The sequence below is a fragment of the Stenotrophomonas sp. JAI102 genome (assembly GCF_013409105.1).
Taxonomy (GTDB): Bacteria; Pseudomonadota; Gammaproteobacteria; order Xanthomonadales; family Xanthomonadaceae; genus Stenotrophomonas; species Stenotrophomonas maltophilia_AA.
This window is the reverse complement of the sequence record NZ_JACCCI010000002.1, coordinates 894,334-918,734: the sequence shown is the minus strand read 5'-3', so window position 1 is coordinate 918,734 and position 24,401 is coordinate 894,334. Positions and strand designations below refer to the sequence as shown.

Sequence of the window (24,401 nt, the reverse complement as noted above, 5' to 3'; positions counted from 1 at the left end):
ATGTCTTTCCCCAACACACCCGGCACGGGCACCCCGCCCATGCCGTCACGTCGCCTGTTCGTGCAGGGCGTGGCTGCCGGCGGCGTGGTCGCCGGCCTGGCCGCCGCCGGTCTGAGCCCACGGGCGTTCGCCGCCGCCGGCCCCGGCCTGGTCGGCGCCCCGCAGGTGCTCAGCAGCCAGGACGTGCAGCTGAGCATCGGCGAATCGCTGGCCAACTTCACCGGCCGCACCCGCCCGGCGATCACCGTCAACGGCAGCCTGCCGGCGCCGATCCTGCGCTGGCGCGAGGGCCAGACCGTCACCATCCGGGTGGCCAATACGCTGCAGGGCCATCCCACCTCCATCCACTGGCATGGCCTGCTGCTCCCGGCCAACATGGATGGCGTGCCCGGCCTGAGCTTCAACGGCATCGCGCCCGGCGAGGCCTATCAGTACCGCTTCACCCTCAAGCAGTCGGGTACGTACTGGTACCACAGCCATTCCATGTTCCAGGAACAGGCCGGCCTGTACGGCGCGCTGATCATCGACCCGCTCGAGCCGGCGCCGTACCACTTCGACCGCGAGCACGTGATCCTGCTCTCGGACTGGACCGACATGGACCCCGGTGCGCTGTTCCGGCGCATGAAGAAACTCGCCGAGTACGACAACTACTACAAGCGCACCCTGCCCGACTTCCTGCGCGATGTGCGCAGGGACGGCTGGGCCGCGGCCACCGCCGACCGCGGCATGTGGGGCCGGATGCGGATGACGCCGACCGACATCTCCGACATCAACGCCCACACCTACACCTACCTGCTCAACGGCACCGCCCCGGCCGGCAACTGGACCGGGCTGTTCCGCAGTGGCGAGAAGGTGCTGCTGCGCTTCATCAACGGCGGTTCGATGACCTACTTCGACGTGCGCATCCCCGGGCTGAAAATGACCGTGGTCGCCGCCGATGGCCAGTACATCCACCCGGTCAGCATCGATGAATTCCGCATCGCCCCGGCCGAGACCTTCGATGTGATCGTCGAACCCAGCGGCCAGGATGCGTACACGATTTTCTGCCAGGACATGGGCCGCACCGGTTACGCCGCCGGCACGCTGGCGGTCCGCCACGGCCTGCAGGCGCCGATTCCCGAGCGCGATGCGCGCCCGCTGCTGACCATGAGCGACATGGGCCACGACATGGGACATGCCTCGAACGCGATGGCGGGCCACGACATGAAGGGCATGGAAGGCGGCTGCGGCGCCAGCATGGGCCACGGCACGCACGGCGCCGATCCCAAGGCACCGCGTCACCCGGCCAGCGAAACGGGCAATCCGCTGGTGGACATGCAGAGCATGGCGACCGAGCCGAAACTGGATGATCCCGGCATCGGCCTGCGCGACAACGGCCGCGACGTGCTCACCTACGGCGCGATGCGCAGCCTGTTCGACGATCCCGATGGCCGCGAACCCGGCCGCGAGGTCGAGCTCCACCTGACCGGCCACATGGAGAAATTCAGCTGGTCCTTCGATGGCATTCCCTTTGCCAGCGCCGAACCGCTGCGCCTGAACTACGGTGAGCGCATGCGCATCGTGCTGGTCAACGACACCATGATGCAGCACCCGATCCATCTGCACGGCGTGTGGAGCGATCTGGAAAATGCGGACGGCGACTTCCACCTGCGCAAGCACACCATCGACATGCCACCGGGCACCCGCCGCACCTATCGCGTGCGTGCCGACGCGCTCGGCCGTTGGGCCTACCACTGCCACCTGCTGTACCACATGGAAGCGGGCATGATGCGCGAAGTGAGGATCGAAGAATGAGCCGCTCTCCTTTCACCGCGACGTCGGCCCTGAGCACCGCCCTGCTGCTGGCTGTGTCGGCACCGGCCTGGGCGCAGTCGCATGCCGGCCATGCCACGACGCCGACCACAACCACGGCCGACACACCACCGGCAGAGGGCGGCAACGTCGATCACAGCCAGATGGACCATTCGAAGATGGGCCATGGCAGCACCGATCACAGCCAGATGGATCATTCGACGATGGACCACGCCGCGATGGGTCATGGTGTGCCGAAGGCGCCTGCGCCCACCGAACCGCTCGAGCCGATTCCGGCCGTGACGGCCGCCGACCGCCTCGCCGCGTTCCCGCCGATCAACCACGGCGCGATGGAGCATGCGCCGGAGGTCCACAGCATGCTGCTGGTCAACCGCCTCGAACACTGGGACGGTCAGCACGGCACCGGCCAGGCCTGGGAGGCCAGCGGCTGGGTGGGCGGCAACATCAACAGGCTATGGCTGCGCAGCGAAGGCGAGCGCAGCGACGGCCGCACCGAATCGGCCGATCTGGAAGTGATGTACGGCCGCAGCGTGTCGCCGTGGTGGGACGTGCTGGTCGGCGTGAAGCAGGATTTCCGTCCGGCCGATTCGCGCACCTGGGCGGCGTTTGGCATCCAAGGGTTGGCGCCGTACAAGTTCGAGACCTCGGCCACGGCCTATGTCGGCGAAGGCGGCCAGTTCGCCGCCACGGTGGAAGTGGAGTACGAGCTGCTGCTGACCAACCGCCTGATCCTGCAGCCGCTGGTGGAAGCCAGTTTCTCGGCCAAGGACGAGCCCGAGCATGGCAACGGTTCGGGCCTGAACAAGGTCGAGGCCGGGCTGCGCCTGCGCTACGAGTTCAGCCGCCGCTTCGCGCCTTACATCGGCATCAGCCACGAGCGGATGTTCGGCGATACCGCTGATTACCACGAGGCGGCCGGCGAGCGCGCGCGCGATACCCGTTGGGTGGCGGGCGTGCGGGTCTGGTTCTGATCCAGCGAAGTGACAGGGTCCGGGTGCCGCGGGTACCCGGACCCCCTGCCGGTTGGAGCGATGGCGTAAGCTGCCGGCCCGATCTGCCTGCCTTGCGCCATGACGTTGACCCTCCGCCGCGCCACCCTTGCCGATGCCGACGCGCTCTCGGCGATCGCCGTCGCCACCTATACCGAGACCTTCGGCGATTCCTACCCGCCGCAGGATCTGCGCGAGTTCCTGGACCGTCACTACGCGGTCGAACCGCAACGCCGCGAACTGGCCGATCCGCGCAACGCCGCATGGCTGCTGGAGGATGGCGGCCGCGCGGTGGGCTATCTCGCGGCGGGGCCGAACGGCCTGCCTCATGCCGAGGCCAGCGAGGGCGATATCGAGCTCAAGCGCCTCTACCTGCTTGCCAGCCACCAGAGTGGCGGCCACGGCGCGCGTCTGATGGACGTATTCCTGGCCTGGCTCGATCAACCACGGCGGCGCACGCTGTGGGTCGGCGTGTGGTCCGAGAACCTGGGTGCGCAGCGCTTCTATGCGCGCTATGGCTGCAGCAAGGTCGGCGAATACGATTTCCCGGTCGGCGACAGCGTCGACCGGGAGTTCATCCTGCGCCGTGCCTGAGCGCCGCGCAGGCGTGCATCAGAAGTCGAACAGGTCCGACAGGAAGCTCTCTTTCTTCTTCTTGCGGTAGCCGTGCTGATCGCCGTACGGCTGCTGGCCCAGATGGCGGGTATCACGGTGCTGCACGGCAGCCGGTGGCGGCGGTGCGGCAGCGCGTACCGGAGCGGATGCAGGCGCGGCGGCACCGGCGGAGCGCTCGATGATCTTGTCCAGTTCGCCACGGTCCAGCCACACGCCACGGCACTGCGGGCAGTAGTCGATCTCAATGCCCTGGCGCTCGGACATCTGCAGCGCTTGGGTCTTGCATACGGGGCATTGCATGGGCGGTTTTCCAAGGGGCAAAGCCGCACTCTAGCCGGTCGCACCTGACCGTGGTGCAACGCGGCCATGACCGATGGCCCCCCGACCTATGCCCCATGCTGCTGGCGTGAGCCTCGCCAACACTGCAGGCAGTCCCTGGATATGGAGCGTCCCATGCCGACCCTACGTCTGCCCACTTGGCTGGCCGCCTGCGTGGTGGTGCTGACCCTGGCCGTGTCGATCAATCTGCGCGACCTCGCCGCGTGGCTGGGCACGCCGATTCCGACGCTGCCGATCCCCTATGGCGGCGCCATCCTCGACAACGGCCTGGGCGTGCTGCTGGTGCTGGCCGTGACTGCGCTGCTGCTGCGCCCCGGGCAACGCCTGCACGCACTGCTCGGGTTGGGCTGGAATGGCTGGCAGGGGCCGGGGCTGGCGCTGCTGGCCACGCTGCCCTGCTGGCTCGGCCTGTGGTGGCTGGGCGGGCTGAATCCCAGCCAGGATGTCCTCGCGCTGCTGATGCTCGGCGTGCTGTTCCCGTTTGCCGAGGAAATCATCTTCCGTGGCTTCGGCTTCATCTTCGCCCATCGCCAGCAGCGCTGGCCGTGGCTGGCCGCCGCGCTGGTACAGGCGGTGATCTTCGGTGCGATCCACTGGTGGTCGTTCGGCGGCGGCGGGGGCATGGCGCTGCAGGTGTTCGCCATCACCGGCATCGGCGGGCTGGTATTCGCCTGGCTCAACACCCTGGACGACTACACCCTGTGGAGCGGGCTGGCCCTGCACGTCTCGCTCAACCTGGCCTGGAACGTATTCGTGATCAGCGAGGCCACCGCGGTCGGCTGGCCGGCGACGGTGCTGCGCCTGTCGGCGGCGGGGTTGGCGGTCGGGCTGGTGTGGGCCTGGCACCGTCGATGCCGGCGGCCGGCAGCCGCTGCCTGAGCGCCGTGGGCAGTACGGGCGGTGCGGCGGTACGATCGCCCTCGATTCACCCGGCATTTGGTCGCCGTCGACGGTCTCCTCACCGGCGGCCCGCGATACTTGCGCGCCCCTCTCCGGGGGTAAGCAGGAACCACGCTCCATGTTGTTGTCCAAGCACCATCCCGAACCGCGCGTGCTGTTGATCGAAGACACCGAAGACACCCGCGAACTGAGCCGCATGGCGCTGGAAAGCCAGGCCTGCGAGGTCGTTGCGGTCAGCTCCGCCGAAGCCGCGCTCGGCCTGCTGCAGGCCGGCGAGCGCTTCGATCTGGTGTTCACCGATGTCTGCCTGGGCGAAGTGAGCGGCATCGAGGCGGCGCATCGGGTCAAGCAGGAACAGCCCGGGCTGCCGGTGCTGGTCACTTCGGGCCTGGAGCCCTCCGTGGTGGTACCGCAGCTCGGCCCGGGAATGCACTTCCTGCCCAAGCCCTACACCATGAGCGAACTGCTCGACGCGATCCGTGCCTGCTTCCAGCAGCCGCTGGCGGCCTGCGCCTGAGGCGACCCACCTGCGGAGCGACCTTCATCCAGATTTCATGTCCGCGTGCCCATCGTCGGTGCCAGGGAACCGGGATTTCCCGCTTTCCCATACGATGCGACGCGCTCCTTTTCCCTTCCGGAATCGACGACATGCTCTTCCGTATGCTGCTGGCCACGCCCCTGCTGTTGATGCTGCCGTTGGACGACGCGCGCGCGGACGACTTCGTCACCTGCGAGAGCCGCGACAATCGCTATCAGTCCTGCACCCTGCCCCGCGCCGGCTACGTCACCCTGGACCGCAAGCTGTCCGGTGCGGACTGCCGGCAAGGCCGCAGCTGGGACTACGACCGCCGCGAAGTCTGGGTCGACGATGGCTGCCGCGCCTCGTTCCGGGTGCACGGCGGCAGCGATCGCGATGACCGCCATCATGATGACAACCACGACGCCAAGGTCGCCGCCGGGGTACTGATCGGCGCTGCGATCCTTGGCGCGTTGGCCCACAACGCCAACAAGGATGACGCGCGCTACGACGACGACAAGTACCAGGGCGCCCGGCACACCTCCTATGTGCCGGGCTGGATGATCGGCGAATTCGAGGGTTACAACCCGAACTTCAATGCCGATATCCGCATGCGTATCGACAGCGATGGCCGCATGAGCGCGCAGGCCCGCGGGCAGACGCTGAACGGCTGGGTCAACGGCGGACAGCTCAATGTCGGCAGCAGCGTGTTCGACATCAGCCAGAGCCGCGACGGCTTCGTCACCACCGAAGTGGGCGACCGCCAGAACGAGGTGCGCTACCGCCGCGTGCGCTGAGCAACGCGGCGGCGCCTGCCCTTACCTGGCGACCCGGCACTGCAGGGTGGTGCCGTAGAACTCCAGCGTGGTCTGGTCGTTGTGGGTGCGCAGGTCGACCCCTTCGCGCCCCCAGCGACCGCCGTTGTTTTCCTCGCGGGTGACCGGCATGGGGAACACGATGGCCTGGTCGTTGCCCCAGCTGATCACGGCCGCAGTGGGATCGATGTCGTTGTAGAACACCGCGGTCACCGGCTTGCTGTTGTCATCGCAGCGGTACTCGACCGTTGCAGGAACCTGGATACCGCCGCCGTTGATGGTCAGCTCGACCAGACGCGTCTGGTAGGACTCCACCAGGCAACGGTGCGGATCCACCGCACGTGAACAGGCATCGCGCCCCTTGATCCAGCCACGCTGCTCGGCCGCGATGTCCAGCTCATCCGGGCTGGTCTGCACGCGCTTGTAGAGCGCGGCCAACTGGCGGTCCAGCGCGGCCAGGCGGGCGTCGCCACACACCTGCTGCTCGGCCTCGGACTGCGCCTTCGCACAATCGAACGACGGCGGCTGCAGGGTCGGGCTGGCCGGAGTGGCGGGCGCGCTGGCCGCGGGGGCCGACGTGGCCGGCGCGGCCGGTTCTGCCGGAGTCGCGGTATCGGACGGCGCCGGCTTGGAACAGGCCGCGAGCGCAAGCGCCCCCACACCCAGCAGGACGAAACGGTTCATGGCACCTCCAACAACGATCAACGAATGACTGGCTATTGTGCCCCCATAACCGGTTCTGCGGTGTGCACAGGCAGACCGCTCAGGGGGCTGCTGCTGTACCTGCTGCAGTGCGGTGCACGGATGCAGCCACTGATGGATACGTGGCTGACCGTTGCAACGCCCGCAGAGCTCGCCGGGGTGGGACCGGGCGGCACCGATACCCTTCGCCGCAATGCGCAACGCCAGTATCTGGAGATGCTGGAGGTGATGCGTGCCCAGCCGGCGGGCAGCACGCTGAAGCGGCGCTGGAAGATTCAGCGGCCTGTCGATCAGCGTCATCTCCGCACGCTGGATCCAGCCCGGGTGGTCGTATACGAAAATGTGGATTTCACACCCGAAGACGACGGCGTTCCCTGATGAACATCGACGATGTTCTGCGGAATCATCCAAGTCGCCAGCCTTGGACATCAAAAAACGGGAACGCACATGAAATCCGCACTTTTCACTTTACTGATCGCCCTGCTGTCTTCAACAGGGACATCATCGACGGCGTCGGCCGCCGGATCGTCGCCCCACCTGTCCACAGTCGTCGTTTCGACGCGGACATACGCCGGTGAGGACGCCCACGCCGCGGAGCTACTCGACTGGATTGCGACGGTCTCTCCGGACCACGCTCCCGTGGGGCGGGGAACGGTCACTACCGAGAGAATGCGATTGTTCTCTGATGGGCTGTCTAACGCCCTCTCCAGCACGCCCCAGCCGCCCGGCAGGCTCCCGGAGAGCGGCATCCCGGGAGAGGAGTTCAAGGTCGAGAACACACTTCCCGATGGCACGTTCCAGTCCTGGACCTACAGGTGGGTTCAGCCCCGTACGGGTCACGGTGGCGGATGGAACCTGACGGGATATGAGTACAAGAAGGGAGAGCATTTCCAGACGCGTCCAAGGTAAAGCCCAGTCGTATACCCGGAAGGCCATCAGCGATCACATCCGTCTGGCGTTCCATTTCGATATGAGACGACCCTGACCCGATGCTCATCCCAGTGCGACCCCCGCGTAACAGCGGCAGGTCCACGCTGGGGTTGCGACATCACGTCGCCTTGGAGTCACATCATGTCCAACATGCAGAACAACGAAAACAACGTCAAAAATGCCGCTGCTGCACAGAAAGGCCCGCAGTCCGACCAGGATCGCAAGGACGCGCAGGCCAAGCAACAGAAGCAGGAACAGGACACCAAGAACGCCCCTGACGCAGGCAACAAGCCGCAGCAGAAGTAATCGCTCTGCAGCATGGTGGGGCTGCGCATCCGCGCAGCCCTCACATGCAGACGGCGCCCACGCGCACTCGGCGCCATCCCGCACCCTTCAACTTCTCGCGTCCTTCAATCTCTTGCATCCTTCACTACGAAGCTCATTCGCGACGCTGTTGATTCGCGACGCTGCGCATGCGCGTGCTTCGTTGAAGGTGTGGGTAACGGTGTGGGTCACTACGCGTCCCGGTCCCGCAGGTCATCCAGCTGCTGGCGCATGTCGTCCCAACCAAGCCGCGTCTCGAGCAGCATGCCGTTGAGCGCTCGCCGTGCATGTGCCGTCAGTGCGCCATCGCGCGCGGCCACTTCGAGTGCCCTCACCAGACGCGCTTCGGCTGCCTGGCTCTCGCTGGCGTACTGGATGCCCGCATCCCCGAGTACGGTACCCAACCTGCCGAAGCCGCCACGGAGGCTGCCGGCCAGGGTACCGTGGCGTGCGGGCTGGCCACCGGCGTCGCGCACCAGTCGCGTGATCGCATCGATGACCTGTATTTTCGCTGCGGCCATCCGCATCATCAGCGCGTTCAACTGCGGATCCTGCGTCCCGTCGTCTGCGACGGCTCTGGCGTAGATGTCGTGGCCATCGCGCGCGATGCCGATGATCTGGTTGAGTTCGCGTATCGCGTGGCCGGATTGGACGGTACTCATCACACCGCTCCGTGGGATCGTGGGCCCACTGTGGCCGGGTATGGCCTGATCGTGCGCGCGTCGAGGGGACGGTGGCGTGATGCGACACCGGGACTTCCGGCGAACACGCGCATTGGCTACGATCGACCGGAGTTGATCGCGCACACGATCCCGTCACCCTTGCCCCATGCGGCACTGCGCCGGGTCACAAGGAGGCTGTATGGCAGGGATGAGTGGCACTGTATTCATGCTCGCGATGCTGGGCGTCGCCGCGCCGGGGGCATCCGTTGCCACGCTGGCATTCGATCGCAGTGCCTGGCAGGCCGACCACGTGGCGCTCAAGCGCGCCTTGGAGCAGGACTACGCGCATCTGGCATGGGTCGCCTCGCCACAAAGCGGCGTGGACCTTCCCGCACTGGATGCCGCGGCGCGGCGTGCGCTGGCTGAAGCACGTACGGATACGCAGGCGCGCCAAGCCCTGCGCACTTTCCTAGCCGGGTTCCAGGATGGTCACCTCAGCCTGCTCGACCCGCTTGAACAGGCGTCCGACACGGCCTCGCCCACTGCCGTCGACCCGCGCACGCTGGGCGCGAGCGCAGGGTGTGCCGCGCTCGGCGTGGCCGATGAAGGCCGGCATGACTTCAGCCTGCCGCTGGAAACGCTGGCCGGTTACCACCCACTCAACGACGACCCCGATCCTGTGCTGCGCGCCGGCATTCTCGCGCTGCCGGATGGGCACACGATCGGGCTGCTGCGCCTGCATGAGTTCGACGCCCTGCGCTATCCGGGTCTCTGCCACGCACTGTGGCCGCAACTGCGGCATGCGGACTCCACCGACGACATGCGCGGCACCCTGGCCCAAGGCTGGGTCGCGGTGATCGCCGCCAGCCTGCGGCGTTTCCAACAGGACGGGGTGGACGCCGTGCTGGTGGATGTCGGCGACAACCCGGGGGGCGACGACAGTGGCGATACGCTGGCGCGGCTGTTCACCCCGCAGCCGGTTGCCTCGGCCGTGCTCCAGGTCAGCCAGTCCCCGGCCGGCAAGCCCTATCTGGACGAACAATTCGAGCGGCTCGACGACGCACTGCGCAATCACCGCCCCAACGCCACAGCGCGCAGGCTTCTCACTACAGAGCGGCGGGCGTTCCAGGCCTCGCGGCAGGCCGCGGCACTGCCGGCCTGCGATCTGTCCTGGGCCTGGCAGGTACAGCACGACTGGAACGGCCCCACGTGCCGGCGCCTGGTGCCTGCAGGTACCTCCGGCGGCCCGTTGCCGAGCCCTGCCGTGGACACCCTCGATGATTTCCTCATCGCGCACCGCCTGGACTGGTCACAGGATGTGCGCGAGCACTGGGGCGCCTGGAAAGGCCCGGTATATGTCCTCACCAACGCAAAGACGGCGTCCTCGGCCGAGATGTTCGCCGCGCGGATGCAGGACAACCACATTGCCCGCATCATCGGGACGCACAGCGGAGGGTACGGCTGCGGTTTCATGAGTGCGCAGGCAATGCCTGAACTGCCCCATTCGCATCTGCGCCTGCGCGTTCCGAACTGCGTGCGCCTGCGTGCCGATGGGAGTGACGAGGTGGCCGGCATCCGCCCGGACCTGCCGGTCGAGCCGCGTCATGGCGAAGGCGCGCGGGGCCGCGCGCAGCGCCTGGTCGATACGCTCATCGGCGACATCGCGCTGCATTGAATGCGGACCGCACCGAAGCCGACAGGGAAACGATGGGCCCCGCTACACTGTGCACGCTGCAGGATCCGCAGCCTTCGGCATCGTCTGTCCCATGGAAAGAAGCTACTTCGCCACCCTGCTCGCCCTGATCCTTCATCAGATCGACGCCGCCTTCTGGCGTGAGTGGGAGATGTTCCTCCTGCCCGGTGGCGTGCAGGGCTTCCTGGTCTTCAACCTGCTGGCCGTCGGCGTGGTGCTGCTCGGCTACCGCCACGTGCTGCTGCGGACGAGCAAGGCACGTGGCTTTGCGGTGGTCTGCGCGGCGCTGGGCATGGCGACGTTCGTCATTCACCTCGGCTTCGCCATATTCGGCCACCGCGCCTTCCACCTGCCGTTGTCGATGACGGTGATCGCGGCCTGCCTGGTCTCGGCGGTGTGCCTGTTGCGCTCGCTGCGCACCGTTGCGCGGATGCCCACACGCACCTGACCGACGCTTGGCAGGCACTGCGCCGGTGTCGGGCACAGGTGTGGAGCCGGCCAGGCCAGCCGACCTGCTGGTGTACCAATGCCGAGCGCGCAGCAGCACGCCAAACAGGGACAGTACCGTCGCAAAGACGGCGGCGGTCTGCAGGACATCGATCATCAGTGCCATTCCAGTGCTCCGGATCGACCGTCGGCATGCACGCGTTCTCCGGGAGGCGGCATGTCGTGCTCACGGTCGGGAGGTACAGCGTGCAGGTCCGGGCGATGGACAGGCATCGGTCATTGCCCTGCTGCGCCTCGGTGAAACGCGCAGCGCGCTGTGATACAGCTCCGTAGCGCGGACGGGAGATCCTATGGCGCGTGCGCCCCGCTGGAGGCATGAAAAAGGCGACCTCGCGGTCGCCTCGATCATGATGCAGTGGTGGGCCGTGATGGATTCGAACCATCGACCAAAAGATTAAAAGTCTTCTGCTCTACCAACTGAGCTAACGGCCCATTGCATCCCCGACATGACGCCGGGGGTGCGCATTCTAACGCATCTTGGCGCTCATGCGTACCCGTCCGGCATCACGCGTAATGGGTCGGGTCCGGCACGCCGGCCTCCTTGAAACCCTGCGCACGCAGGCGGCAGGCGTCGCAGTGACCACAGGCGCGGCCCTGGTCGTCGGCGTTGTAGCAGGACACGGTCAAGCCGAAATCCACGCCCAGGCGGACGCCTTCACGCACGATGTCGGCCTTGCTCAGGAACTGCAGCGGGGCGTGGACCTGGATGCCGGCGCCTTCCACGCCCGCCTTGGTGGCCAGGTTGGCCAGCGTCTGGAACGCCTGGATGAATTCGGGGCGGCAATCCGGGTAACCGGAGTAATCCACCGCATTGACGCCGCAGAAGATGTCATTGGCGCCCAGCACTTCAGCCCAGCCCAGCGCGACGGACAGCATGATGGTGTTGCGTGCCGGCACGTAAGTGACCGGGATGCCCTCGCCGCCCGCTTCGGGGACGTCGATGTCGTCGGTCAGCGCGGAGCCGCCGATGCTGCGCAGATCGATGTTGACGGTCTTGTGGGCGGCCACGCCCAGCGCGCTGGCGACCGCGGCGGCGGCATCGAGCTCGGAGGTGTGGCGCTGGCCGTAGCGCACGCTCAGGGCGTGGACGGCGAAGCCCTGTTCGCGGGCCATGGCGACGACGGCGGCGGAGTCCATGCCGCCGGACAGGAGGACGACTGCTTTTTTCATGGGGTGTTTCCGGTGGTTTGCGGGGAACCAGCACGCTGTCCCGCGCCGGCTACATCAGGGTACGTCGAGACGGAGTTACCTTCCGGGCTCGTCGTCCCAAAGCAGCTTGTGCAGCTGCATCTGGAAGCGGACCGGCAGGCGGTCGGCGACGATCCAGTCGGCCAGTTCGCGCGGGCTGACCTCGCTCTTGCTCGGCGAGAACAGCACCATGCTGCGCTCGTTGAGCCGGTGCTCGCGGACCATCCCGCGGGCCCATTCGTAATCCTCGCGGCTGCACAGGACGAACTTGATCTGGTCGCGCCTGGTCAACAGCGGCAGGTTCTCCAGGCGGTTGCGGGCCATTTCGCCCGAGCCGGGGGTTTTCAGGTCGACCACCCGCGAGACGCGCGGATCCACGCCGCTGACATCCAGCGCACCGGAGGTCTCCAGCGAGACGTCCAGGCCGGCATCGCAGAGCTTCTCCAGCAGCACCAGGCAGCGCTTCTGCGCCAGCGGCTCGCCACCGGTCACGCAGACGTGGTGGACGCCCTGGGCCAGCACTTCTTCCACGATCGCGTCGATGTCCCACCAGGTGCCGCCATGGAAGGCGTAGGCGGTATCGCAATAGGTGCAGCGCAGCGGGCAGCCGGTCAGGCGCACGAACACGGTCGGCCAGCCGGCGGTATCGGCTTCGCCCTGCAGGGACAGGAAGATCTCGGTGATCTTCAGTCGCGGCAGCGGGGACTGCACGATCTCACTGGGGAGCGCGGCGGCAGCGGACAGGGTCGTGGTCATGGCGGTGATTCTTGGGGGACGGCTTCGGAAACGACAACAGCCGGGCATGGCCCGGCACGGAGGACCGGGCAGCGCCCGGTTGGCGATCAGACAGTATACCGGGCCCGGACGCTCCAGCGGCCCGGGGCGGGTTCAGCGGATCTGCTGACCCAGCCGGATCGACTGCAGACGGTCCTGCGCGGTGCGCGCGGCGTCGGAGCCGGGATACGTGGACACGACCTGTTCGAGGGTCGCCTGGGCCTGGTCGACCTTGCCTTCGCCATACTGCGAGAGGCCGATCTTGAGCAGGCCACCGGACGCCTTGTCATGGGTCGGGTAGCGCGAGAGGAGGTCGCGGAACTGCGCCTCAGCCTGCGGGAAATTGCGGGTGGCGTAATAGCTTTCGCCCAACCAGTACAACGCGTTGGGGGTATAGACGCCGTTGGGGTACAGCTCGAGGAAGCTCATGAACAGCTGCGCCGAGTCGTCGTACTTGCCGGCCTTGAGCGAATCGAAGGCGACATTGTAGGCCGTGCGCTCGTCGCCACTGGCAGCCAGGCTGCCGGCATCGCCGTGCACGGAGGGCGGCCGCTCGGAAGCGGCCGTTGCCGGTTTCGGGGAGGCAGCGGGAGCTGCTGCGGCCGGGGCGGCGGGAAGCACGGGGGCCCCACCTTCCAGGCGGTTCAGGCGGCTGTCCAGGTCCAGATACTGGTCCTTGGCGGACTGCTTGAGCTGCTCATTGTCGTGCTGCAGCAGCTCGACCTGCGACTGCAGGGCCTGCAACTGGGTACGCAGCTGATTCAGCTGATTGAGCATGTCCATGTTGGACTGGTTGTTGTTCGCCTGCTGCTCAAGCGCGCCGACGCGGTCGGCCAGACTCTGGCGCTGCGCATTGGCCGGTGCGGCAGCCACGAGGGCTGCCGCAACGATCATCGATAGAAATCGAAAGCGCATCTATTACTGAGCCGTGTACACGATCTCGACGCGACGGTTCTGCGACCAGCAGGACTCGCCCGACTCGGTGCAGACCGGACGCTCTTCACCGTAGGACACGACGGTCAGCTGCGAAGCCGAGCCACCGTTGGCCTGCAGTGCCGAGGACACGCCGTTGCCACGACGCTCGCCCAAGGCCTGGTTGTAAGCGCGCGAACCGCGCTCATCGGTGTGGCCCTGCAGGGTCATGCGCGAGGACGGACGGTCACGCAGGTACTTGGCGTGGCACGCCATGATGGCCTGGAATTCCGGCTTCACTTCTTCCTTGTCCAGGTCGAAGTACACCACGCGCTGGCGCAGGCAGGAATCGGTATCCAGATCACCCGGGCCGTACAGGCCGGAGGTGGACGGGCCGGTCGGAGCGGTCGTGCTGCCGGTATCAACCGGGGCAACAGGCGTTTCCTTGACCTTCTTGGAACAACCGGCCAGGGCGGCCACGGACAACAGGGAGACAAGCAGAACGCGGGTGGTCTTGTTCATGGCGATACCTTTGAGGCTCCTAAAGCCGGATGAGGGATGAATACGGCGAAATCTTAACACTCTGTTAGCGCTTTGTACGGTAAGGCGACCAAGAAGGCTCACGAACATCACCGTCAGCCAGAACCAGCCGCTGGCGCACGCGCGCATCGGCCGAAACGGCGTACAACACTCCACGCCCCCCCTCGCGGGCGGCGTACAACACCATGCTCGCGTTGGGCGCAAAGCTCGGCGATTCATCCAGCGACCCGGGCGACAGCGTGTTCCAGCGGGCCGAGCCCGTGCTGCTGTCCATCATCGCGATCTTGTAGGTGTTGCCGCTGCCCTGGGCGACCACCAGCTTCTTGCCATCGTAGGACAGGCTCGGCGTGGCGTTGTAGTTGCCCTGGAAGGTCACGCGCGAGGCGCTGCCGCCGCTGGAGGCCACCTGGTAGATCTGCGGGCGGCCGCCACGGTCGGAGGTGAAGTAGACGCTGCTGCCGTCCGGGCTCCAGGTCGGCTCGGTATCGATGGCGAAGTGGTTGGTCAGCTGGGTCAGCTGCTTGCTGCCCAGGTCCATCACGTAGATCTCCGGGTTGCCACTGCGCGACAGCGACAGGGCCAGGCGACGGCCGTCCGGGGAGAACGACGGGGCGCTGTTGATGCCGCGGAAGCTGGTGACCAGCTCACGGGCGCCGCTGGAAATGTTCTGGATATAGATCGCCGAGTTGCCACGCTCGAAGCTCACGTAGGCCAGCTTGCTGCCGTCCGGGCTCCAGCTGGGCGAGAGCAGCGGCTCGGCCGAGCGCACGATGGTCTGCGGATTGAAGCCGTCCGAATCGGCCACCATCAGCGCATAGCGCATGGCATCGCCCTTGCCGCTGGCGGTGACATAGGCGATGCGGGTCCAGAAGGCACCGCGCACGCCGGTGATCTTTTCATAGATGGCATCGGCCATCTGGTGGGCGACGTCGCGCATGGCATTCCCACGGGCGGTCATCGCCAGGCCGAGCAGGCGCTCGCCCTTGGGCACGTCGTACAGCTCGTACTCGACCCGATAGGCGCCGGCGCCGGCGTCCATGACGCGGCCGACCACGATGTAGTTCTGCTTCAGCGCCCGCCAGGTAGCGAACTGGATCTCGCTGCCGCGGGTCGGCTTTTCGACGATCTGCGCTTCAGGCAGGTTGCGGAACTGGCCCGAACGGTCCAGATCGGCGCGCACGACCGCGGCGACGTCGGTCTGGGGCGCACCTGCCGAACCCTGGTAGGGCATCGGGACGACCGTGATCGGGGTGGCGGAGGCGTTGCCGCCGATGATGTCGATATCCAGCCCCTTCTGCTGCGCCATGGCAGCAAAGGGCAACAACAGGGCCGCAACAACGGCAAACCAGCGAGGCATCTTTTTCATTGAGCGCTCAATAGGGGGAAACCAGAACGAGGGATAACAGGACGGCGGTGAACAGTTTCGCAATCATGAACCAAGGCCGTGTGAATTCCGAGTCACCGGGCGCACACATCTCACGAGCCGTTAACAACAGGGTCCCGCCCAAGATCAATCCTGGGCGGTGAAGGTGAAATTGATCGTGCGCGCGAACACCGACTCGAAACCGCGGTAAGGCAACGGCTGGGCGTTCAGCACGGCAGCCTCGATCGAGCGGCGGCCGGCGTCGTCGAACGGGCAATTGCCGCTGACCTTGGCCTGGATGACCTGCCCGCCGGGGATCTGGGTGATCGAGACCTGGCAGCGCTGGCCCAGCGGGACCGAGTCCGGACGGGTCCACTGGGCGGAGACCTTCTGCTGGATCGCGGCGGCGTACTTGGCGCTGAGGTCGTCGCTGGTGCCCCCTGCCCCGGCCGCCGGCTTGGCCGCGCCGGTGGCACCGGCGGTCGAGGCCGAGGCATTCGCGGCCCGCGCGGCGGTGACCTGGCGCAGCTTCTGCTCGGCCAGCTTGGCTTCGTTCTCGGCCTGGGCCCGCTTGCGGCGGATCTCGGCCAGCTTCTTGTCGCGCTCGGCGTCGGCCTTGGCGTCGTTGGCCTTCTGTTCCTGCTCGGCCAGCTTCTTCTTTTCCGCCTCTTCCTGCTGCTTGGCCAGGCGCAGCTTCTGCTCGGCCTGTTCCTGCCGCTTGCGCTCGGTCAGGTCGATCTGTTCCTGGCGGCGCTTGGCTTCCTGCTCCTGCTTGGCCTTTTCAGCCGAGATCGCCAGCGCGTTGACCGCTTCCTGGTCGACCGTGTCGGGCTGGGCGATGCGCTCCTGCGCCTGCGACTGCTGCGGGGTCGGTGCGTCCTGCGGGCGCGGCTCGGGCAACGGCTGCGGGGGCGGCACGGTGTCTTCCGGAATGGGCTCGGGCTCAGCGACCGGCTCGGGCAGGTCCGGCAGCGATTCGGAGGCACGCAGGGCCTGGCGCGCGGCCGAGGCTTCGGACGCGGACAGTTGCAGACTGGCTTCGATGGCCGGATCGCCGGCGGCCGCTTCGGTGGTGCGTTGCGGCGACCACAACCAGGCGGCGATGAAGATCAGTGCCAGCAGCAGATGGACGCCGAGCGCCAGCGCGATCGGCAGGCCCCACTCCTCATCCCGTGCGCGCTGCGGTGGCAGGGCTTCAGTGTGCATCGGTCGCCAGGCCCACCTTTTCCACGTTGGCGCGCTTGATCACGTCCATGGCCGCGACCACCTTTTCATAGGCCACGGCCTTGTCGGCGGCGACGATCACGCGCAGGTTTTTGTCCTGCGAGGAGAGCGCGGACAGCTGGGCCTGCAGGCGGGCCGCATCCATCGGCTCCGGGTCCTTGGCCTCGGGCAGCTTCAGGCTGAGCTGGCCATCCAGGCGGACGGACACGACGACGGGATCCTGCTTGCTCTCCAAGGCCTTGGCCTGGGAGGTCGGCAGATCCACTTCAAAGCTCAGCGTGAGCAGCGGCGCGGTCACCATGAAGATGATGAGCAGCACCAGCATGACGTCGATGTACGGCACGACGTTGATTTCGGATTTGAGCTTTCGGCGCTTGCGGCGGCCAATGGCTGCGGTCATGGCAGGACTCCTGTGCTGGGCGCTTACTCGTCGCCCGCGGTCTGGCGCTGCAGGATCGAGCTGAACTCTTCTGCGAAGGTTTCAAAGCGCACCGACATGCGCTCCACGCGGGTGGTGAAGCGGTTGTAGGCCCACACGGCCGGGATCGCCACGAACAGGCCGATCGCGGTGGCGAACAGGGCTTCGGAGATGCCCGGGGCAACCGAGGCGATGCCGGCCTGCTCACCACTGTTGATCATGTCATGCATGGTCACCATGATGCCGAACACGGTACCGACCAGGCCCACGTACGGGGCGGTCGAGCCGATGTTGGCCAGCAACTCCAGGCTGCGCTCCATCTGGTCCACTTCACGCGTATAGGTGGTGCGCATGGCGCGCTGGGCGCCCTCGAGCTGGGCCCGGCCATCCAGGCGACGCTTGTCGCGCAGGCGGGTGAACTCGCGGAAGCCCGATTCGAAGATCGCTTCCAGGCCGCCGACCTTGCGGTTGCGGTCGGTCGCTGCGCTGTACAGCTTGCCCAGGTCCGCGCCGGACCAGAAGCGGCTTTCGAACTCGTCGGCCTCACGGTTGGCGGCGTTGAACACGCGCGCCTTGCGGAAGATGATCACCCAACTGATGAACGAGCCGGCCAACAGCAGCAGCACGATGATCTTCACCGGGATGCTGGCCTTGATCATCAGGTCCAGGTAATTGATGCCACCGCCATGCGCGGCTTGGGCGACAGTCTGCGCCGCGGCGCTGGTGACTTCCTGCGGCAGCGCTTCGGTCACCGTGGCCTGCAGGGCCAGGAGCATTGCGATCATCCGTTGTTCCTCAGTGTGCGGATTCTGGAAATTCGAGGTGTTTCAGCGCGGCATGCAGTGCATCGTCCATGCCACGCGGCTTGAAGGTGGTTGCATCGAGCGCGGCGATCTTCACCTGCGCGGTCAGCAGTGTCTCCTCGCCCCGGCACACGGCCTGGGCGAACACCATGCTGGCGCGCTTGCACTGCACCAGCGTGGCGGTGACATCCAGCGCATCGTCCAGGCGCGCCGGCTTGAGGAAATCCATGGTCATGCTGCGCACCGCGAACACCAGGCCATGGTCGCAGCGCATGCGCTCCTGACCATACCCCAGTGCACGCATCCATTCGGTGCGCGCCCGTTCCATGAAGGCCACGTAGCGGGCGTGGTATACGACCCCGCCAGCGTCGGTATCTTCCCAGTAAATGCGTGTCGGCCAACTGAATCGGGGCTCAACACGGGGATCAACCGACATCCGGGACCTCCGCGAACAGGTCGGCCGGCGGGTTTTTCGGCTTCAGGCCCATGTGCCGGTAGGCCTTGTGCGTGCACATGCGGCCCCGCGCGGTCCGGATCAGGAACCCCTGCTGGATCAGGTACGGCTCGACCACGTCTTCCAGCGTGCCGCGTTCTTCGGACAGGGCCGCGGCCAGCGATTCGATGCCGACCGGGCCACCGTCGAAGTAATCGACCATGGTCCGCAGCAGGCGCCGATCCAGCTCGTCGAAGCCTTCCGGGTCCACCTTGAGCATCTGCATCGCGGCCTGGGCGACGTCCTGGTCGATGTGGCCGGCGGCCTTCACCTGGGCAAAGTCGCGCACGCGGCGCAGCAGCCGGTTGGCGATACGCGGGGTACCGCGCGAACGCCGTGCGATCTCGGCCGCGCCTTCGGCGGTGCAGTCGATGTTGAGGATGCTGGCCGAGCGCCGGACGATCTTCGTCAGCTCTTCGGGCGTATAGAACTCCAGCCGGTGCACGATCCCGAAGCGGTCGCGCAGCGGCGCGGTCAGCAGGCCTGCACGGGTGGTCGCGCCGATCAGGGTGAACGGCGGCAGATCGATCTTGATCGAGCGGGCCGCGGGGCCCTCGCCGATCATGATGTCGATCTGGAAATCTTCCATCGCCGGGTACAGCACTTCTTCCACAACCGGCGAGAGGCGGTGGATTTCATCGATGAACAGCACATCGTGCGGCTGCAGATTGGTCAGCAGCGCGGCCAGGTCACCGGCTTTTTCGATCACCGGGCCGGAGGTGACGCGCAGCGCGACCCCCAGCTCGTTGGCGATCACATGGCTCAGGGTGGTCTTGCCCAGGCCCGGCGGCCCGAAGATCAGCACGTGGTCGAGCGCGTCGCCACGGGCCTTGGTCGCCTCGATGTAGATCGACAGCTGCTCGCGCACCGGCGCCTGGCCCAGGTAATCGGCCATGCGCTTGGGGCGGATGCTGGCGTCGGTGCCCTCGTCTTCGCGGGTGGCACCGGCGGCGATGATGCGGTCGTCGGTCATTCGGCAATTATGCGGCAAAAGCGGCGCGATCCGCGCCCGGTAGTGCCGGCCGCTGGCCGGCTCCGCGCGATGCAGATGTCATGAGGAGCCGGCCAGCGGCCGGCACTACCGGGAACGCATCGCCGAAGGCGCGGGGACAAGGGGGAATGCCGCCGGGGCCCACGGTTTGCTTCGCAAACCGTGGGGTAGCGGCCGACCGTTGGTCGGCCGTCCGGTCAGATCTCCACCTGCGCCCCGAGCTCGACCAGCCGATTACCCGGAATCCGGAAGAACCCGGTCGCCGGCGCCGCATTCCGGTGCATCAGCGCGAACAGCTTGTCGCGCCAGATCGGCATGCCGCGGTTGGCGGTGGCCACGATCGTCTCGCGGCTGGCGAAGAACGTGGTGTCCATCGGGTCGAAGTAGATCCCGCCGTGGTCGCACGAGCGCATCAGCGCCAGCGGCACGTCCGGGGTCTCCATGAAGCCGAAGCGCACGTAGATCCGGTAGAACTCATCGCCCACCGATTCGATCTTCAGGCGCTGGCCCGAGGGCGCGTACGGCACCGGCAGCGTCACCACGTGCAGGAACACGTTGCGCTCGTGCAGCACCTTGTTGTGCTTGAGGTTGTGCATCAGCGCATGCGGGGCCACCGAGGGGTCGGCGGTCAGGAACACGGCGGTGCCCGGCACCCGCACCGGCGGGGCCAGCATCAGGCCCGGCAGGAAGGTGTCGATGCGGATGCCGTCCTTGCGGATCTCATCGCGCAGCAGCTCGCGCCCACGCCGCCAGGTGCGCATCATGGTGAACAGCACGATGCCCAGCACCACCGGGAACCACGCGCCCTGCAGCAGCTTGGCGCCGTTGGCGATCACGAAGCCCAGGTCGATGACGAAGAACACCACGCACAGCGGGATGATCCAGTTGCGGGCCTTGGGCCACAGCGCACGGGCCACCAGCGCCAGCAGCAGGGTATCGATCAGCATGGTCGCCGAGACCGAGATGCCGTAGGCCACCGCCAGGTTGGAGGAGCTGCGGAAGGCCAGCACCAGCCCGATCACCATCACCGCGATGCCCCAGTTGATGCCCGGGATGTAGATCTGCCCGATGGTGTCGTGCGAGGTATGGGTGATGCGCATGCGCGGGATGTAACCCAGCTGCATGGCCTGGCGCGAGACCGAGAACGCCCCGGTGATGACCGACTGCGAGGCGATCACCGCGGCCATCGTGGCGAGGATGATCATCGGGTACAGCGCCCAGTCCGGCACCGCTTCGAAGAACGGGTTCTTGACCGCCTCGGGGTTGTTGAGCACCAGCGCGCCCTGCCCCAGGTAGTTCAGCACCAGGCACGGCAGCACGAAGAAGTACCAGGCATGACGGATCGGCTTGGCGCCGAAATGGCCCATGTCCGCATACAGCGCCTCGCCGCCGGTGACGGCCAGCACCACCGCGCCGAGGATGAAGATGCCGTGCCAGCCATGCTCCATGAAGAAGCGCAGTGCCCACATCGGGTTGAAGGCCTTCAGCACTTCCGGGGCGTCGACGATGTTCCAGATGCCGATCGCGGCCAGCGAAATGAACCAGATCGAGGTGATCGGTCCGAACAGCTTGCCGATCTGGGCCGTGCCGAAGCGCTGCACGGCAAACACCGCCAGCAGCACCACCACGGTGATCGGCACGATGAACGCATGCAGCCCGGGCGCCGCGACCTCCAGGCCTTCGACCGCGCCCAGCACCGAGATCGCCGGGGTGATCACGCCGTCGCCGAAGAACAGCGAGGCGCCGAAGATGCCCAGGATGCCGACCACATAGGCCGAGCGCGACCCGTTGCGCAGGGTGCGCTGGGTCAGCGCCATCAGCGCCATGATGCCGCCCTCGCCGTCGTTGTCGGCGCGCATGATGATGGTGACGTACTTGAGCGTCACCACGATGTTCAGCGCCCAGAACGCCAGCGACAGCACGCCCAGCACGGTGTCATGGTCGCTGGTGAGGCCGTAGTGCGGAGAAAAGGCTTCTTTCAGCGTGTACAGCGGGCTGGTGCCGATATCGCCGAAGACCACGCCGATGGCGCCGATCATCAGCGCCATGCCGCCGGCCGCCGGCGCGTGGCCGTGCGGGGCCTGGCCGTCGCTGTGCTGGGGGGAAGTGGTGGACATGGGGCTCCGGGAGGACGCGGTCGTTGGTGTCGTTAGCTAGGGAAGGCAGGCGCGCGGCTCAGCGCAGCGCGGCCTGCAGGGCCTTGCGGATGACCGTGGCGACGTCGTCACCCTCGGCATTGGCATCGCGCGCCATGCGTGCGGCCTCGGTCGGCTTGTAGCCCAGCTGCTGCAGGGCCACGGTCGCCTCGGAGACCGGATCGGTCGCCGGTGCAGCGCCGGCGATCGGCGCGCCGCCCCCGCCGAAATTGGCCGCGCGGTCGCGCAGCTCCAGCACCATGCGCTCGGCGGTCTTCTTGCCGATGCCCGGAATCCGGGTCAACGCGGTGATGTCACCGGCCTGCAGCATGCGGGCGAATTCGTCCACGCTCACGCCGGACAGCACCGCCAGCGCGATCTTGGCGCCGATCCCGCTGACCTTCTGCACATCGCGGAACAGGCGGCGCTCGCCCTCGCGCAGGAAGCCGTACAGCGAGACGCTGTCTTCCTTCTGCGCGTAATGGGTGAACAGGGTGACCTCGCGGCCCAGCTCGGGCAGGTCGTAGAAGGTGCTCATCGGCGCCTCCAGTTCGTAACCGACGCCATTGACGTCGACCATGAGCCACGGCGGCGCCTTGTAGGCCACGATCCCGCGCAGACGACCAATCATGCAGTGTTCCTCATTTCCGGCTCCAGGCCTGGCGCGCATTGACGCCCAGGCGCAGCGCCGTGGCCCGGACATGGGCGTGGGTGATCGCCACGGCCAACGCATCGGCAGCGTCGGCCTGCAGCTTGGTTTTCAGGTTGAGCATGAGCCCGACCATGTGTTGGACCTGTTGTTTTTCCGCGCCACCGCGGCCGACCACGGCCAGCTTGATCTCGGTGGCAGCGTATTCGCTGACCGGCAGGTCGCGCATCACCACGGCCGAGATCGCCGCGCCGCGCGCCTGGCCCAGCTTCAGGGCCGAATCCGGATTGCGCGCCATGAACACCTTTTCGATGGCCACTTCGTCGGGGCGGTATTCCTCGACCAGGGCGGTCAGGCCGACCACCAGCAGCTTCATCCGCTGCGGGAAGTCGTCGGCGCCCAGCAGGACCAGCGGCAGGTGATGCACATGCACCACCTTGCCGGCGGCGTCCACATCAATGATGCCCACCCCGGTGCGCTGCGAACCGGGGTCGATGCCGAGAATGCGCGTCATGCGGCACGCACACGGCCGCCGGCGGCCCGGGAGGGACACATGCGGCGGGGATAACGGGGAACGGCTGGGGTCATCATGGTCCGCATTGTCCGCTCACCGGTCGCGCAAAGCGACCGGTGAAGCGCCCACTCAGGCGTAAGCGTCCGCGCCGAGGTCGGCGTTGGAGAACACGTCCTGCACGTCGTCCAGGTCTTCGAGCATGTCCAGCAGCTTCTTGACCTGCAGGGCGGTGTCGCCCTCGACCTTGATGTCGTTGTCGGCACGGTAGGTGATTTCGGCGTGGTCGGGCGTGAACCCGGCCGCCGCCATCGCATCCTTGACGGCGTGGTAGCTGTCGGCTGCGGTGACCACATCGATCGCCCCGTCTTCCGGGTAGACCACGATGTCGTCCGCGCCAGCGTCGATCGCCGCTTCGGTGACGGCTTCTTCGTCCGCACCGGCGGCGAAGTGCAGCACGCCCAGGCGCTTGAACATGAACGACACCGAGCCTTCCGTGCCCATGTTGCCGCCGCACTTGCTGAACGCATGGCGGACATCGGCCACGGTGCGCACGCGGTTGTCGGTCAGGCAGTCCACGATCACGGCCACGCCACCGGGGGCATAGCCCTCGTAGCGGATCTCTTCGTATTCGACGCCTTCCAGCTCACCGGTCGCCTTCTTGATGGCGCGCTCGATCACATCCTTGGACATGTTCGAGGACAGCCCCTTGTCCATGGCCACGCGCAGGCGCGGGTTGTTGTTGGGGTCGCCTCCACCGCCGCGCGCGGCTACGCCGATCTCGCGGATGATCTTGGTGAAAATCTTGCCGCGCTTCGCGTCAGACGCGTTTTTGCGGTTCTCGATGGAGGGGCCTCTACCCATGGGGTGACTCTCGTGTTTCTGTCAGGAACAGGGCGCGAATTCTACCTGATCCGCCGGCCGGCCCGTGTCAGTGCCCAGCCCGCTCAGGCGGCGTGGGCCGCATCATCGCGCCGGAACCGGCCATCGCGCAGGAACGCAGCGGTCTGGCGCGCGGCATCCGGCGAGAACACCAGCCCGCTGTGGCTGGCCGGGATCACGCAGTGGTCGGCCAGGCCCGGCAACTGCGTCTCATCCAGCGCCACGGTGCCATCGGAGGCATCGCCACAGGCGCCGAGCAGGCTGCCCAGCCCGTGCGGGACCGAGCCGGCGATCAGCCCGACCTGCGCCCTGCCCTCCCACGCCGGCAGGCCATCCAGCAGCAATTCCGAGCTGCGGCCGAGCGCCAGCGACCAGCCGTGATCGCTCAAGGAACGCGCGGTCACGCTGCCACGCAGCGGCGAGCCCAGGCAGACCACCCGCGACACCGGCAGTTCGGGCGCCCGCCGCAGGGCCTCCAGCGCGACCAGCCCGCCCAGGCTGTGGCCGACGAGGGAAATCGGGCCACTGTCCTGGAGCCGCTCCAGCAGTTGGGGCACGGCGACGTCAGGGCCGCCGAACACGCTCGAATAGCCGAAGGTATCCACGGCGAAGCCACGGGCGCGCAGCCGCCAGGCCAGGGGGCCGACCCAGGCACGTGCGTTCCAGATGCCGTGCAGCAGTAAAACAGGGGGATTCATGGTGTCAGCCTAGCC

29 protein-coding genes and 1 tRNA gene are annotated in these 24,401 nt (G+C 67.0%); 11 read left to right on the top strand and 19 right to left on the bottom strand.

Annotated features, from left to right (window positions below; translation table 11 throughout):
• From HDC96_RS12705 to HDC96_RS12695, 3 genes are all read left to right on the top strand, one after another.
• A complete protein-coding gene (locus tag HDC96_RS12705; RefSeq protein ID WP_179460282.1) occupies positions 1 to 1,794 on the top strand; it encodes a copper resistance system multicopper oxidase in 1,794 nt (597 codons plus the stop codon).
• Positions 1,791 to 2,783: a copper resistance protein B gene (locus HDC96_RS12700; protein WP_179460281.1), complete on the top strand. Its 993-nt coding sequence runs from the start codon at positions 1,791 to 1,793 to the stop codon at positions 2,781 to 2,783. Before HDC96_RS12705 ends, HDC96_RS12700 begins: the two co-directional genes overlap by 4 nt.
• Before the next feature lie 99 nt (positions 2,784 to 2,882).
• On the top strand, positions 2,883 to 3,395 hold the full coding sequence (locus tag HDC96_RS12695) for a GNAT family N-acetyltransferase (protein WP_179460280.1): 513 nt from the start codon (positions 2,883 to 2,885) through the stop codon (positions 3,393 to 3,395).
• A gap of 18 nt (positions 3,396 to 3,413) precedes the next feature.
• Here HDC96_RS12695 and HDC96_RS12690 read toward each other — a convergent pair whose 3' ends face one another.
• Positions 3,414 to 3,716 carry a zf-TFIIB domain-containing protein gene (locus tag HDC96_RS12690; protein ID WP_179460279.1) on the bottom strand — a complete coding sequence of 101 codons (303 nt, stop codon included), beginning with the start codon at positions 3,714 to 3,716 and terminating at the stop codon, positions 3,414 to 3,416.
• A gap of 153 nt (positions 3,717 to 3,869) precedes the next feature.
• On the opposite strand from HDC96_RS12690, the gene HDC96_RS12685 reads away from it, so the two are divergent.
• From HDC96_RS12685 to HDC96_RS12675, 3 genes are all read left to right on the top strand, one after another.
• Positions 3,870 to 4,634, top strand: a complete 765-nt coding sequence (locus tag HDC96_RS12685; RefSeq protein WP_179460278.1) for a CPBP family intramembrane glutamic endopeptidase — start codon at positions 3,870 to 3,872, stop codon at positions 4,632 to 4,634.
• A gap of 139 nt (positions 4,635 to 4,773) precedes the next feature.
• Positions 4,774 to 5,172 (top strand): response regulator, encoded by a 399-nt coding sequence (locus tag HDC96_RS12680; RefSeq protein ID WP_179460277.1) that lies wholly within the window; start codon positions 4,774 to 4,776, stop codon positions 5,170 to 5,172.
• Between the two features lie 131 nt (positions 5,173 to 5,303).
• Positions 5,304 to 5,969, top strand: a complete 666-nt coding sequence (locus HDC96_RS12675) for a DUF3011 domain-containing protein (protein ID WP_179460276.1) — start codon at positions 5,304 to 5,306, stop codon at positions 5,967 to 5,969.
• 21 nt (positions 5,970 to 5,990) lie between these two features.
• Here HDC96_RS12675 and HDC96_RS12670 read toward each other — a convergent pair whose 3' ends face one another.
• On the bottom strand, positions 5,991 to 6,671 hold the full coding sequence (locus HDC96_RS12670) for a lysozyme inhibitor LprI family protein (protein WP_179460275.1): 681 nt from the start codon (positions 6,669 to 6,671) through the stop codon (positions 5,991 to 5,993).
• A gap of 132 nt (positions 6,672 to 6,803) precedes the next feature.
• Between HDC96_RS12670 and HDC96_RS12665 the strand changes: the two genes are divergently transcribed.
• The 3 genes from HDC96_RS12665 to HDC96_RS12655 all read left to right on the top strand — a co-directional run bounded on the left by HDC96_RS12665 (position 6,804) and on the right by HDC96_RS12655 (position 7,925).
• A complete protein-coding gene (locus HDC96_RS12665; protein WP_179460274.1) occupies positions 6,804 to 7,067 on the top strand; it encodes a hypothetical protein in 264 nt (87 codons plus the stop codon).
• Between the two features lie 69 nt (positions 7,068 to 7,136).
• On the top strand, positions 7,137 to 7,598 hold the full coding sequence (locus tag HDC96_RS12660; RefSeq protein WP_179460273.1) for a hypothetical protein: 462 nt from the start codon (positions 7,137 to 7,139) through the stop codon (positions 7,596 to 7,598).
• A 162-nt stretch (positions 7,599 to 7,760) separates the two neighbouring features.
• Positions 7,761 to 7,925, top strand: coding sequence for a hypothetical protein (locus HDC96_RS12655; protein ID WP_179460272.1), 165 nt, complete (start codon positions 7,761 to 7,763; stop codon positions 7,923 to 7,925).
• A 209-nt stretch (positions 7,926 to 8,134) separates the two neighbouring features.
• Here the strand turns inward: HDC96_RS12655 and HDC96_RS12650 are convergent, their stop codons facing one another.
• The gene (locus HDC96_RS12650) at positions 8,135 to 8,605 is read right to left on the bottom strand and encodes a PA2169 family four-helix-bundle protein (protein ID WP_179460271.1); all 471 of its coding nucleotides are present in this window, start codon (positions 8,603 to 8,605) and stop codon (positions 8,135 to 8,137) included.
• Positions 8,606 to 8,813: 208 nt separating this feature from the next.
• Between HDC96_RS12650 and HDC96_RS12645 the strand changes: the two genes are divergently transcribed.
• Together HDC96_RS12645 and HDC96_RS12640 are read left to right on the top strand one after the other, a co-directional pair.
• The gene (locus HDC96_RS12645; RefSeq protein WP_179460270.1) at positions 8,814 to 10,280 is read left to right on the top strand and encodes a S41 family peptidase; all 1,467 of its coding nucleotides are present in this window, start codon (positions 8,814 to 8,816) and stop codon (positions 10,278 to 10,280) included.
• Positions 10,281 to 10,371: 91 nt separating this feature from the next.
• The gene (locus HDC96_RS12640; RefSeq protein ID WP_179460269.1) at positions 10,372 to 10,746 is read left to right on the top strand and encodes a DUF6713 family protein; all 375 of its coding nucleotides are present in this window, start codon (positions 10,372 to 10,374) and stop codon (positions 10,744 to 10,746) included.
• Positions 10,747 to 11,161: 415 nt separating this feature from the next.
• Here HDC96_RS12640 and HDC96_RS12635 read toward each other — a convergent pair.
• The 16 genes from HDC96_RS12635 to HDC96_RS12560 form a co-directional block, all read right to left on the bottom strand.
• Positions 11,162 to 11,237, bottom strand: a tRNA-Lys gene (locus HDC96_RS12635).
• Between the two features lie 72 nt (positions 11,238 to 11,309).
• Positions 11,310 to 11,975 carry a 7-cyano-7-deazaguanine synthase QueC gene (gene queC / locus HDC96_RS12630; RefSeq protein WP_179460268.1) on the bottom strand — a complete coding sequence of 222 codons (666 nt, stop codon included), beginning with the start codon at positions 11,973 to 11,975 and terminating at the stop codon, positions 11,310 to 11,312.
• A gap of 75 nt (positions 11,976 to 12,050) precedes the next feature.
• Complete coding sequence (queE, locus tag HDC96_RS12625; RefSeq protein ID WP_176988423.1) at positions 12,051 to 12,749, bottom strand: 7-carboxy-7-deazaguanine synthase QueE; 699 nt, start codon at positions 12,747 to 12,749, stop codon at positions 12,051 to 12,053.
• A 132-nt stretch (positions 12,750 to 12,881) separates the two neighbouring features.
• Positions 12,882 to 13,682: a tol-pal system protein YbgF gene (ybgF, locus tag HDC96_RS12620; protein ID WP_179460267.1), complete on the bottom strand. Its 801-nt coding sequence runs from the start codon at positions 13,680 to 13,682 to the stop codon at positions 12,882 to 12,884.
• 3 nt (positions 13,683 to 13,685) lie between these two features.
• Positions 13,686 to 14,201, bottom strand: a complete 516-nt coding sequence (gene pal, locus HDC96_RS12615) for a peptidoglycan-associated lipoprotein Pal (protein ID WP_179460266.1) — start codon at positions 14,199 to 14,201, stop codon at positions 13,686 to 13,688.
• Positions 14,202 to 14,265: 64 nt separating this feature from the next.
• The gene (tolB, locus tag HDC96_RS12610) at positions 14,266 to 15,585 is read right to left on the bottom strand and encodes a Tol-Pal system beta propeller repeat protein TolB (RefSeq protein ID WP_179460265.1); all 1,320 of its coding nucleotides are present in this window, start codon (positions 15,583 to 15,585) and stop codon (positions 14,266 to 14,268) included.
• A gap of 144 nt (positions 15,586 to 15,729) precedes the next feature.
• Complete coding sequence (gene tolA, locus HDC96_RS12605) at positions 15,730 to 16,788, bottom strand: cell envelope integrity protein TolA (protein ID WP_179460264.1); 1,059 nt, start codon at positions 16,786 to 16,788, stop codon at positions 15,730 to 15,732.
• A complete protein-coding gene (gene tolR, locus HDC96_RS12600; RefSeq protein ID WP_179460263.1) occupies positions 16,778 to 17,206 on the bottom strand; it encodes a protein TolR in 429 nt (142 codons plus the stop codon). The genes tolA and tolR overlap by 11 nt, the downstream gene beginning before the upstream one ends.
• Positions 17,207 to 17,229: 23 nt before the next feature.
• Entirely contained in the window at positions 17,230 to 18,009 is a 780-nt protein-coding gene (gene tolQ, locus HDC96_RS12595; RefSeq protein WP_179460262.1) for a protein TolQ, read from the bottom strand.
• Between the two features lie 10 nt (positions 18,010 to 18,019).
• Positions 18,020 to 18,463: a tol-pal system-associated acyl-CoA thioesterase gene (ybgC, locus tag HDC96_RS12590; RefSeq protein WP_179460261.1), complete on the bottom strand. Its 444-nt coding sequence runs from the start codon at positions 18,461 to 18,463 to the stop codon at positions 18,020 to 18,022.
• A complete protein-coding gene (ruvB, locus tag HDC96_RS12585; RefSeq protein WP_121039149.1) occupies positions 18,453 to 19,493 on the bottom strand; it encodes a Holliday junction branch migration DNA helicase RuvB in 1,041 nt (346 codons plus the stop codon). The genes ybgC and ruvB overlap by 11 nt, the downstream gene beginning before the upstream one ends.
• A gap of 215 nt (positions 19,494 to 19,708) precedes the next feature.
• Positions 19,709 to 21,559, bottom strand: a complete 1,851-nt coding sequence (locus tag HDC96_RS12580) for a potassium transporter Kup (protein WP_179460410.1) — start codon at positions 21,557 to 21,559, stop codon at positions 19,709 to 19,711.
• Between the two features lie 127 nt (positions 21,560 to 21,686).
• Positions 21,687 to 22,277, bottom strand: coding sequence for a Holliday junction branch migration protein RuvA (gene ruvA, locus HDC96_RS12575; RefSeq protein ID WP_088433901.1), 591 nt, complete (start codon positions 22,275 to 22,277; stop codon positions 21,687 to 21,689).
• Between the two features lie 10 nt (positions 22,278 to 22,287).
• A complete protein-coding gene (ruvC, locus tag HDC96_RS12570; RefSeq protein ID WP_121039160.1) occupies positions 22,288 to 22,809 on the bottom strand; it encodes a crossover junction endodeoxyribonuclease RuvC in 522 nt (173 codons plus the stop codon).
• A gap of 129 nt (positions 22,810 to 22,938) precedes the next feature.
• Positions 22,939 to 23,670 carry a YebC/PmpR family DNA-binding transcriptional regulator gene (locus HDC96_RS12565; protein WP_176988417.1) on the bottom strand — a complete coding sequence of 244 codons (732 nt, stop codon included), beginning with the start codon at positions 23,668 to 23,670 and terminating at the stop codon, positions 22,939 to 22,941.
• 83 nt (positions 23,671 to 23,753) lie between these two features.
• On the bottom strand, positions 23,754 to 24,386 hold the full coding sequence (locus HDC96_RS12560) for an alpha/beta fold hydrolase (RefSeq protein WP_179460260.1): 633 nt from the start codon (positions 24,384 to 24,386) through the stop codon (positions 23,754 to 23,756).
• Between the last annotated feature and the right edge of the window lie 15 nt (positions 24,387 to 24,401).

Coding starts and splice junctions, on each gene's coding strand:
- HDC96_RS12705 (WP_179460282.1), top strand. CDS start 1: ATGTCTTTCCCCAACACACCCGGCACGGGCACCCCGCCCATGCCGTCA.
- HDC96_RS12700 (WP_179460281.1), top strand. CDS start 1,791: ATGAGCCGCTCTCCTTTCACCGCGACGTCGGCCCTGAGCACCGCCCTG.
- HDC96_RS12695 (WP_179460280.1), top strand. CDS start 2,883: ATGACGTTGACCCTCCGCCGCGCCACCCTTGCCGATGCCGACGCGCTC.
- HDC96_RS12690 (WP_179460279.1), bottom strand. CDS start 3,716: ATGCAATGCCCCGTATGCAAGACCCAAGCGCTGCAGATGTCCGAGCGC.
- HDC96_RS12685 (WP_179460278.1), top strand. CDS start 3,870: ATGCCGACCCTACGTCTGCCCACTTGGCTGGCCGCCTGCGTGGTGGTG.
- HDC96_RS12680 (WP_179460277.1), top strand. CDS start 4,774: ATGTTGTTGTCCAAGCACCATCCCGAACCGCGCGTGCTGTTGATCGAA.
- HDC96_RS12675 (WP_179460276.1), top strand. CDS start 5,304: ATGCTCTTCCGTATGCTGCTGGCCACGCCCCTGCTGTTGATGCTGCCG.
- HDC96_RS12670 (WP_179460275.1), bottom strand. CDS start 6,671: ATGAACCGTTTCGTCCTGCTGGGTGTGGGGGCGCTTGCGCTCGCGGCC.
- HDC96_RS12665 (WP_179460274.1), top strand. CDS start 6,804: ATGGATACGTGGCTGACCGTTGCAACGCCCGCAGAGCTCGCCGGGGTG.
- HDC96_RS12660 (WP_179460273.1), top strand. CDS start 7,137: ATGAAATCCGCACTTTTCACTTTACTGATCGCCCTGCTGTCTTCAACA.
- HDC96_RS12655 (WP_179460272.1), top strand. CDS start 7,761: ATGTCCAACATGCAGAACAACGAAAACAACGTCAAAAATGCCGCTGCT.
- HDC96_RS12650 (WP_179460271.1), bottom strand. CDS start 8,605: ATGAGTACCGTCCAATCCGGCCACGCGATACGCGAACTCAACCAGATC.
- HDC96_RS12645 (WP_179460270.1), top strand. CDS start 8,814: ATGAGTGGCACTGTATTCATGCTCGCGATGCTGGGCGTCGCCGCGCCG.
- HDC96_RS12640 (WP_179460269.1), top strand. CDS start 10,372: ATGGAAAGAAGCTACTTCGCCACCCTGCTCGCCCTGATCCTTCATCAG.
- queC (WP_179460268.1), bottom strand. CDS start 11,975: ATGAAAAAAGCAGTCGTCCTCCTGTCCGGCGGCATGGACTCCGCCGCC.
- queE (WP_176988423.1), bottom strand. CDS start 12,749: ATGACCACGACCCTGTCCGCTGCCGCCGCGCTCCCCAGTGAGATCGTG.
- ybgF (WP_179460267.1), bottom strand. CDS start 13,682: ATGCGCTTTCGATTTCTATCGATGATCGTTGCGGCAGCCCTCGTGGCT.
- pal (WP_179460266.1), bottom strand. CDS start 14,201: ATGAACAAGACCACCCGCGTTCTGCTTGTCTCCCTGTTGTCCGTGGCC.
- tolB (WP_179460265.1), bottom strand. CDS start 15,585: ATGAAAAAGATGCCTCGCTGGTTTGCCGTTGTTGCGGCCCTGTTGTTG.
- tolA (WP_179460264.1), bottom strand. CDS start 16,788: ATGCACACTGAAGCCCTGCCACCGCAGCGCGCACGGGATGAGGAGTGG.
- tolR (WP_179460263.1), bottom strand. CDS start 17,206: ATGACCGCAGCCATTGGCCGCCGCAAGCGCCGAAAGCTCAAATCCGAA.
- tolQ (WP_179460262.1), bottom strand. CDS start 18,009: ATGATCGCAATGCTCCTGGCCCTGCAGGCCACGGTGACCGAAGCGCTG.
- ybgC (WP_179460261.1), bottom strand. CDS start 18,463: ATGTCGGTTGATCCCCGTGTTGAGCCCCGATTCAGTTGGCCGACACGC.
- ruvB (WP_121039149.1), bottom strand. CDS start 19,493: ATGACCGACGACCGCATCATCGCCGCCGGTGCCACCCGCGAAGACGAG.
- HDC96_RS12580 (WP_179460410.1), bottom strand. CDS start 21,559: ATGGCGCTGATGATCGGCGCCATCGGCGTGGTCTTCGGCGATATCGGC.
- ruvA (WP_088433901.1), bottom strand. CDS start 22,277: ATGATTGGTCGTCTGCGCGGGATCGTGGCCTACAAGGCGCCGCCGTGG.
- ruvC (WP_121039160.1), bottom strand. CDS start 22,809: ATGACGCGCATTCTCGGCATCGACCCCGGTTCGCAGCGCACCGGGGTG.
- HDC96_RS12565 (WP_176988417.1), bottom strand. CDS start 23,670: ATGGGTAGAGGCCCCTCCATCGAGAACCGCAAAAACGCGTCTGACGCG.
- HDC96_RS12560 (WP_179460260.1), bottom strand. CDS start 24,386: ATGAATCCCCCTGTTTTACTGCTGCACGGCATCTGGAACGCACGTGCC.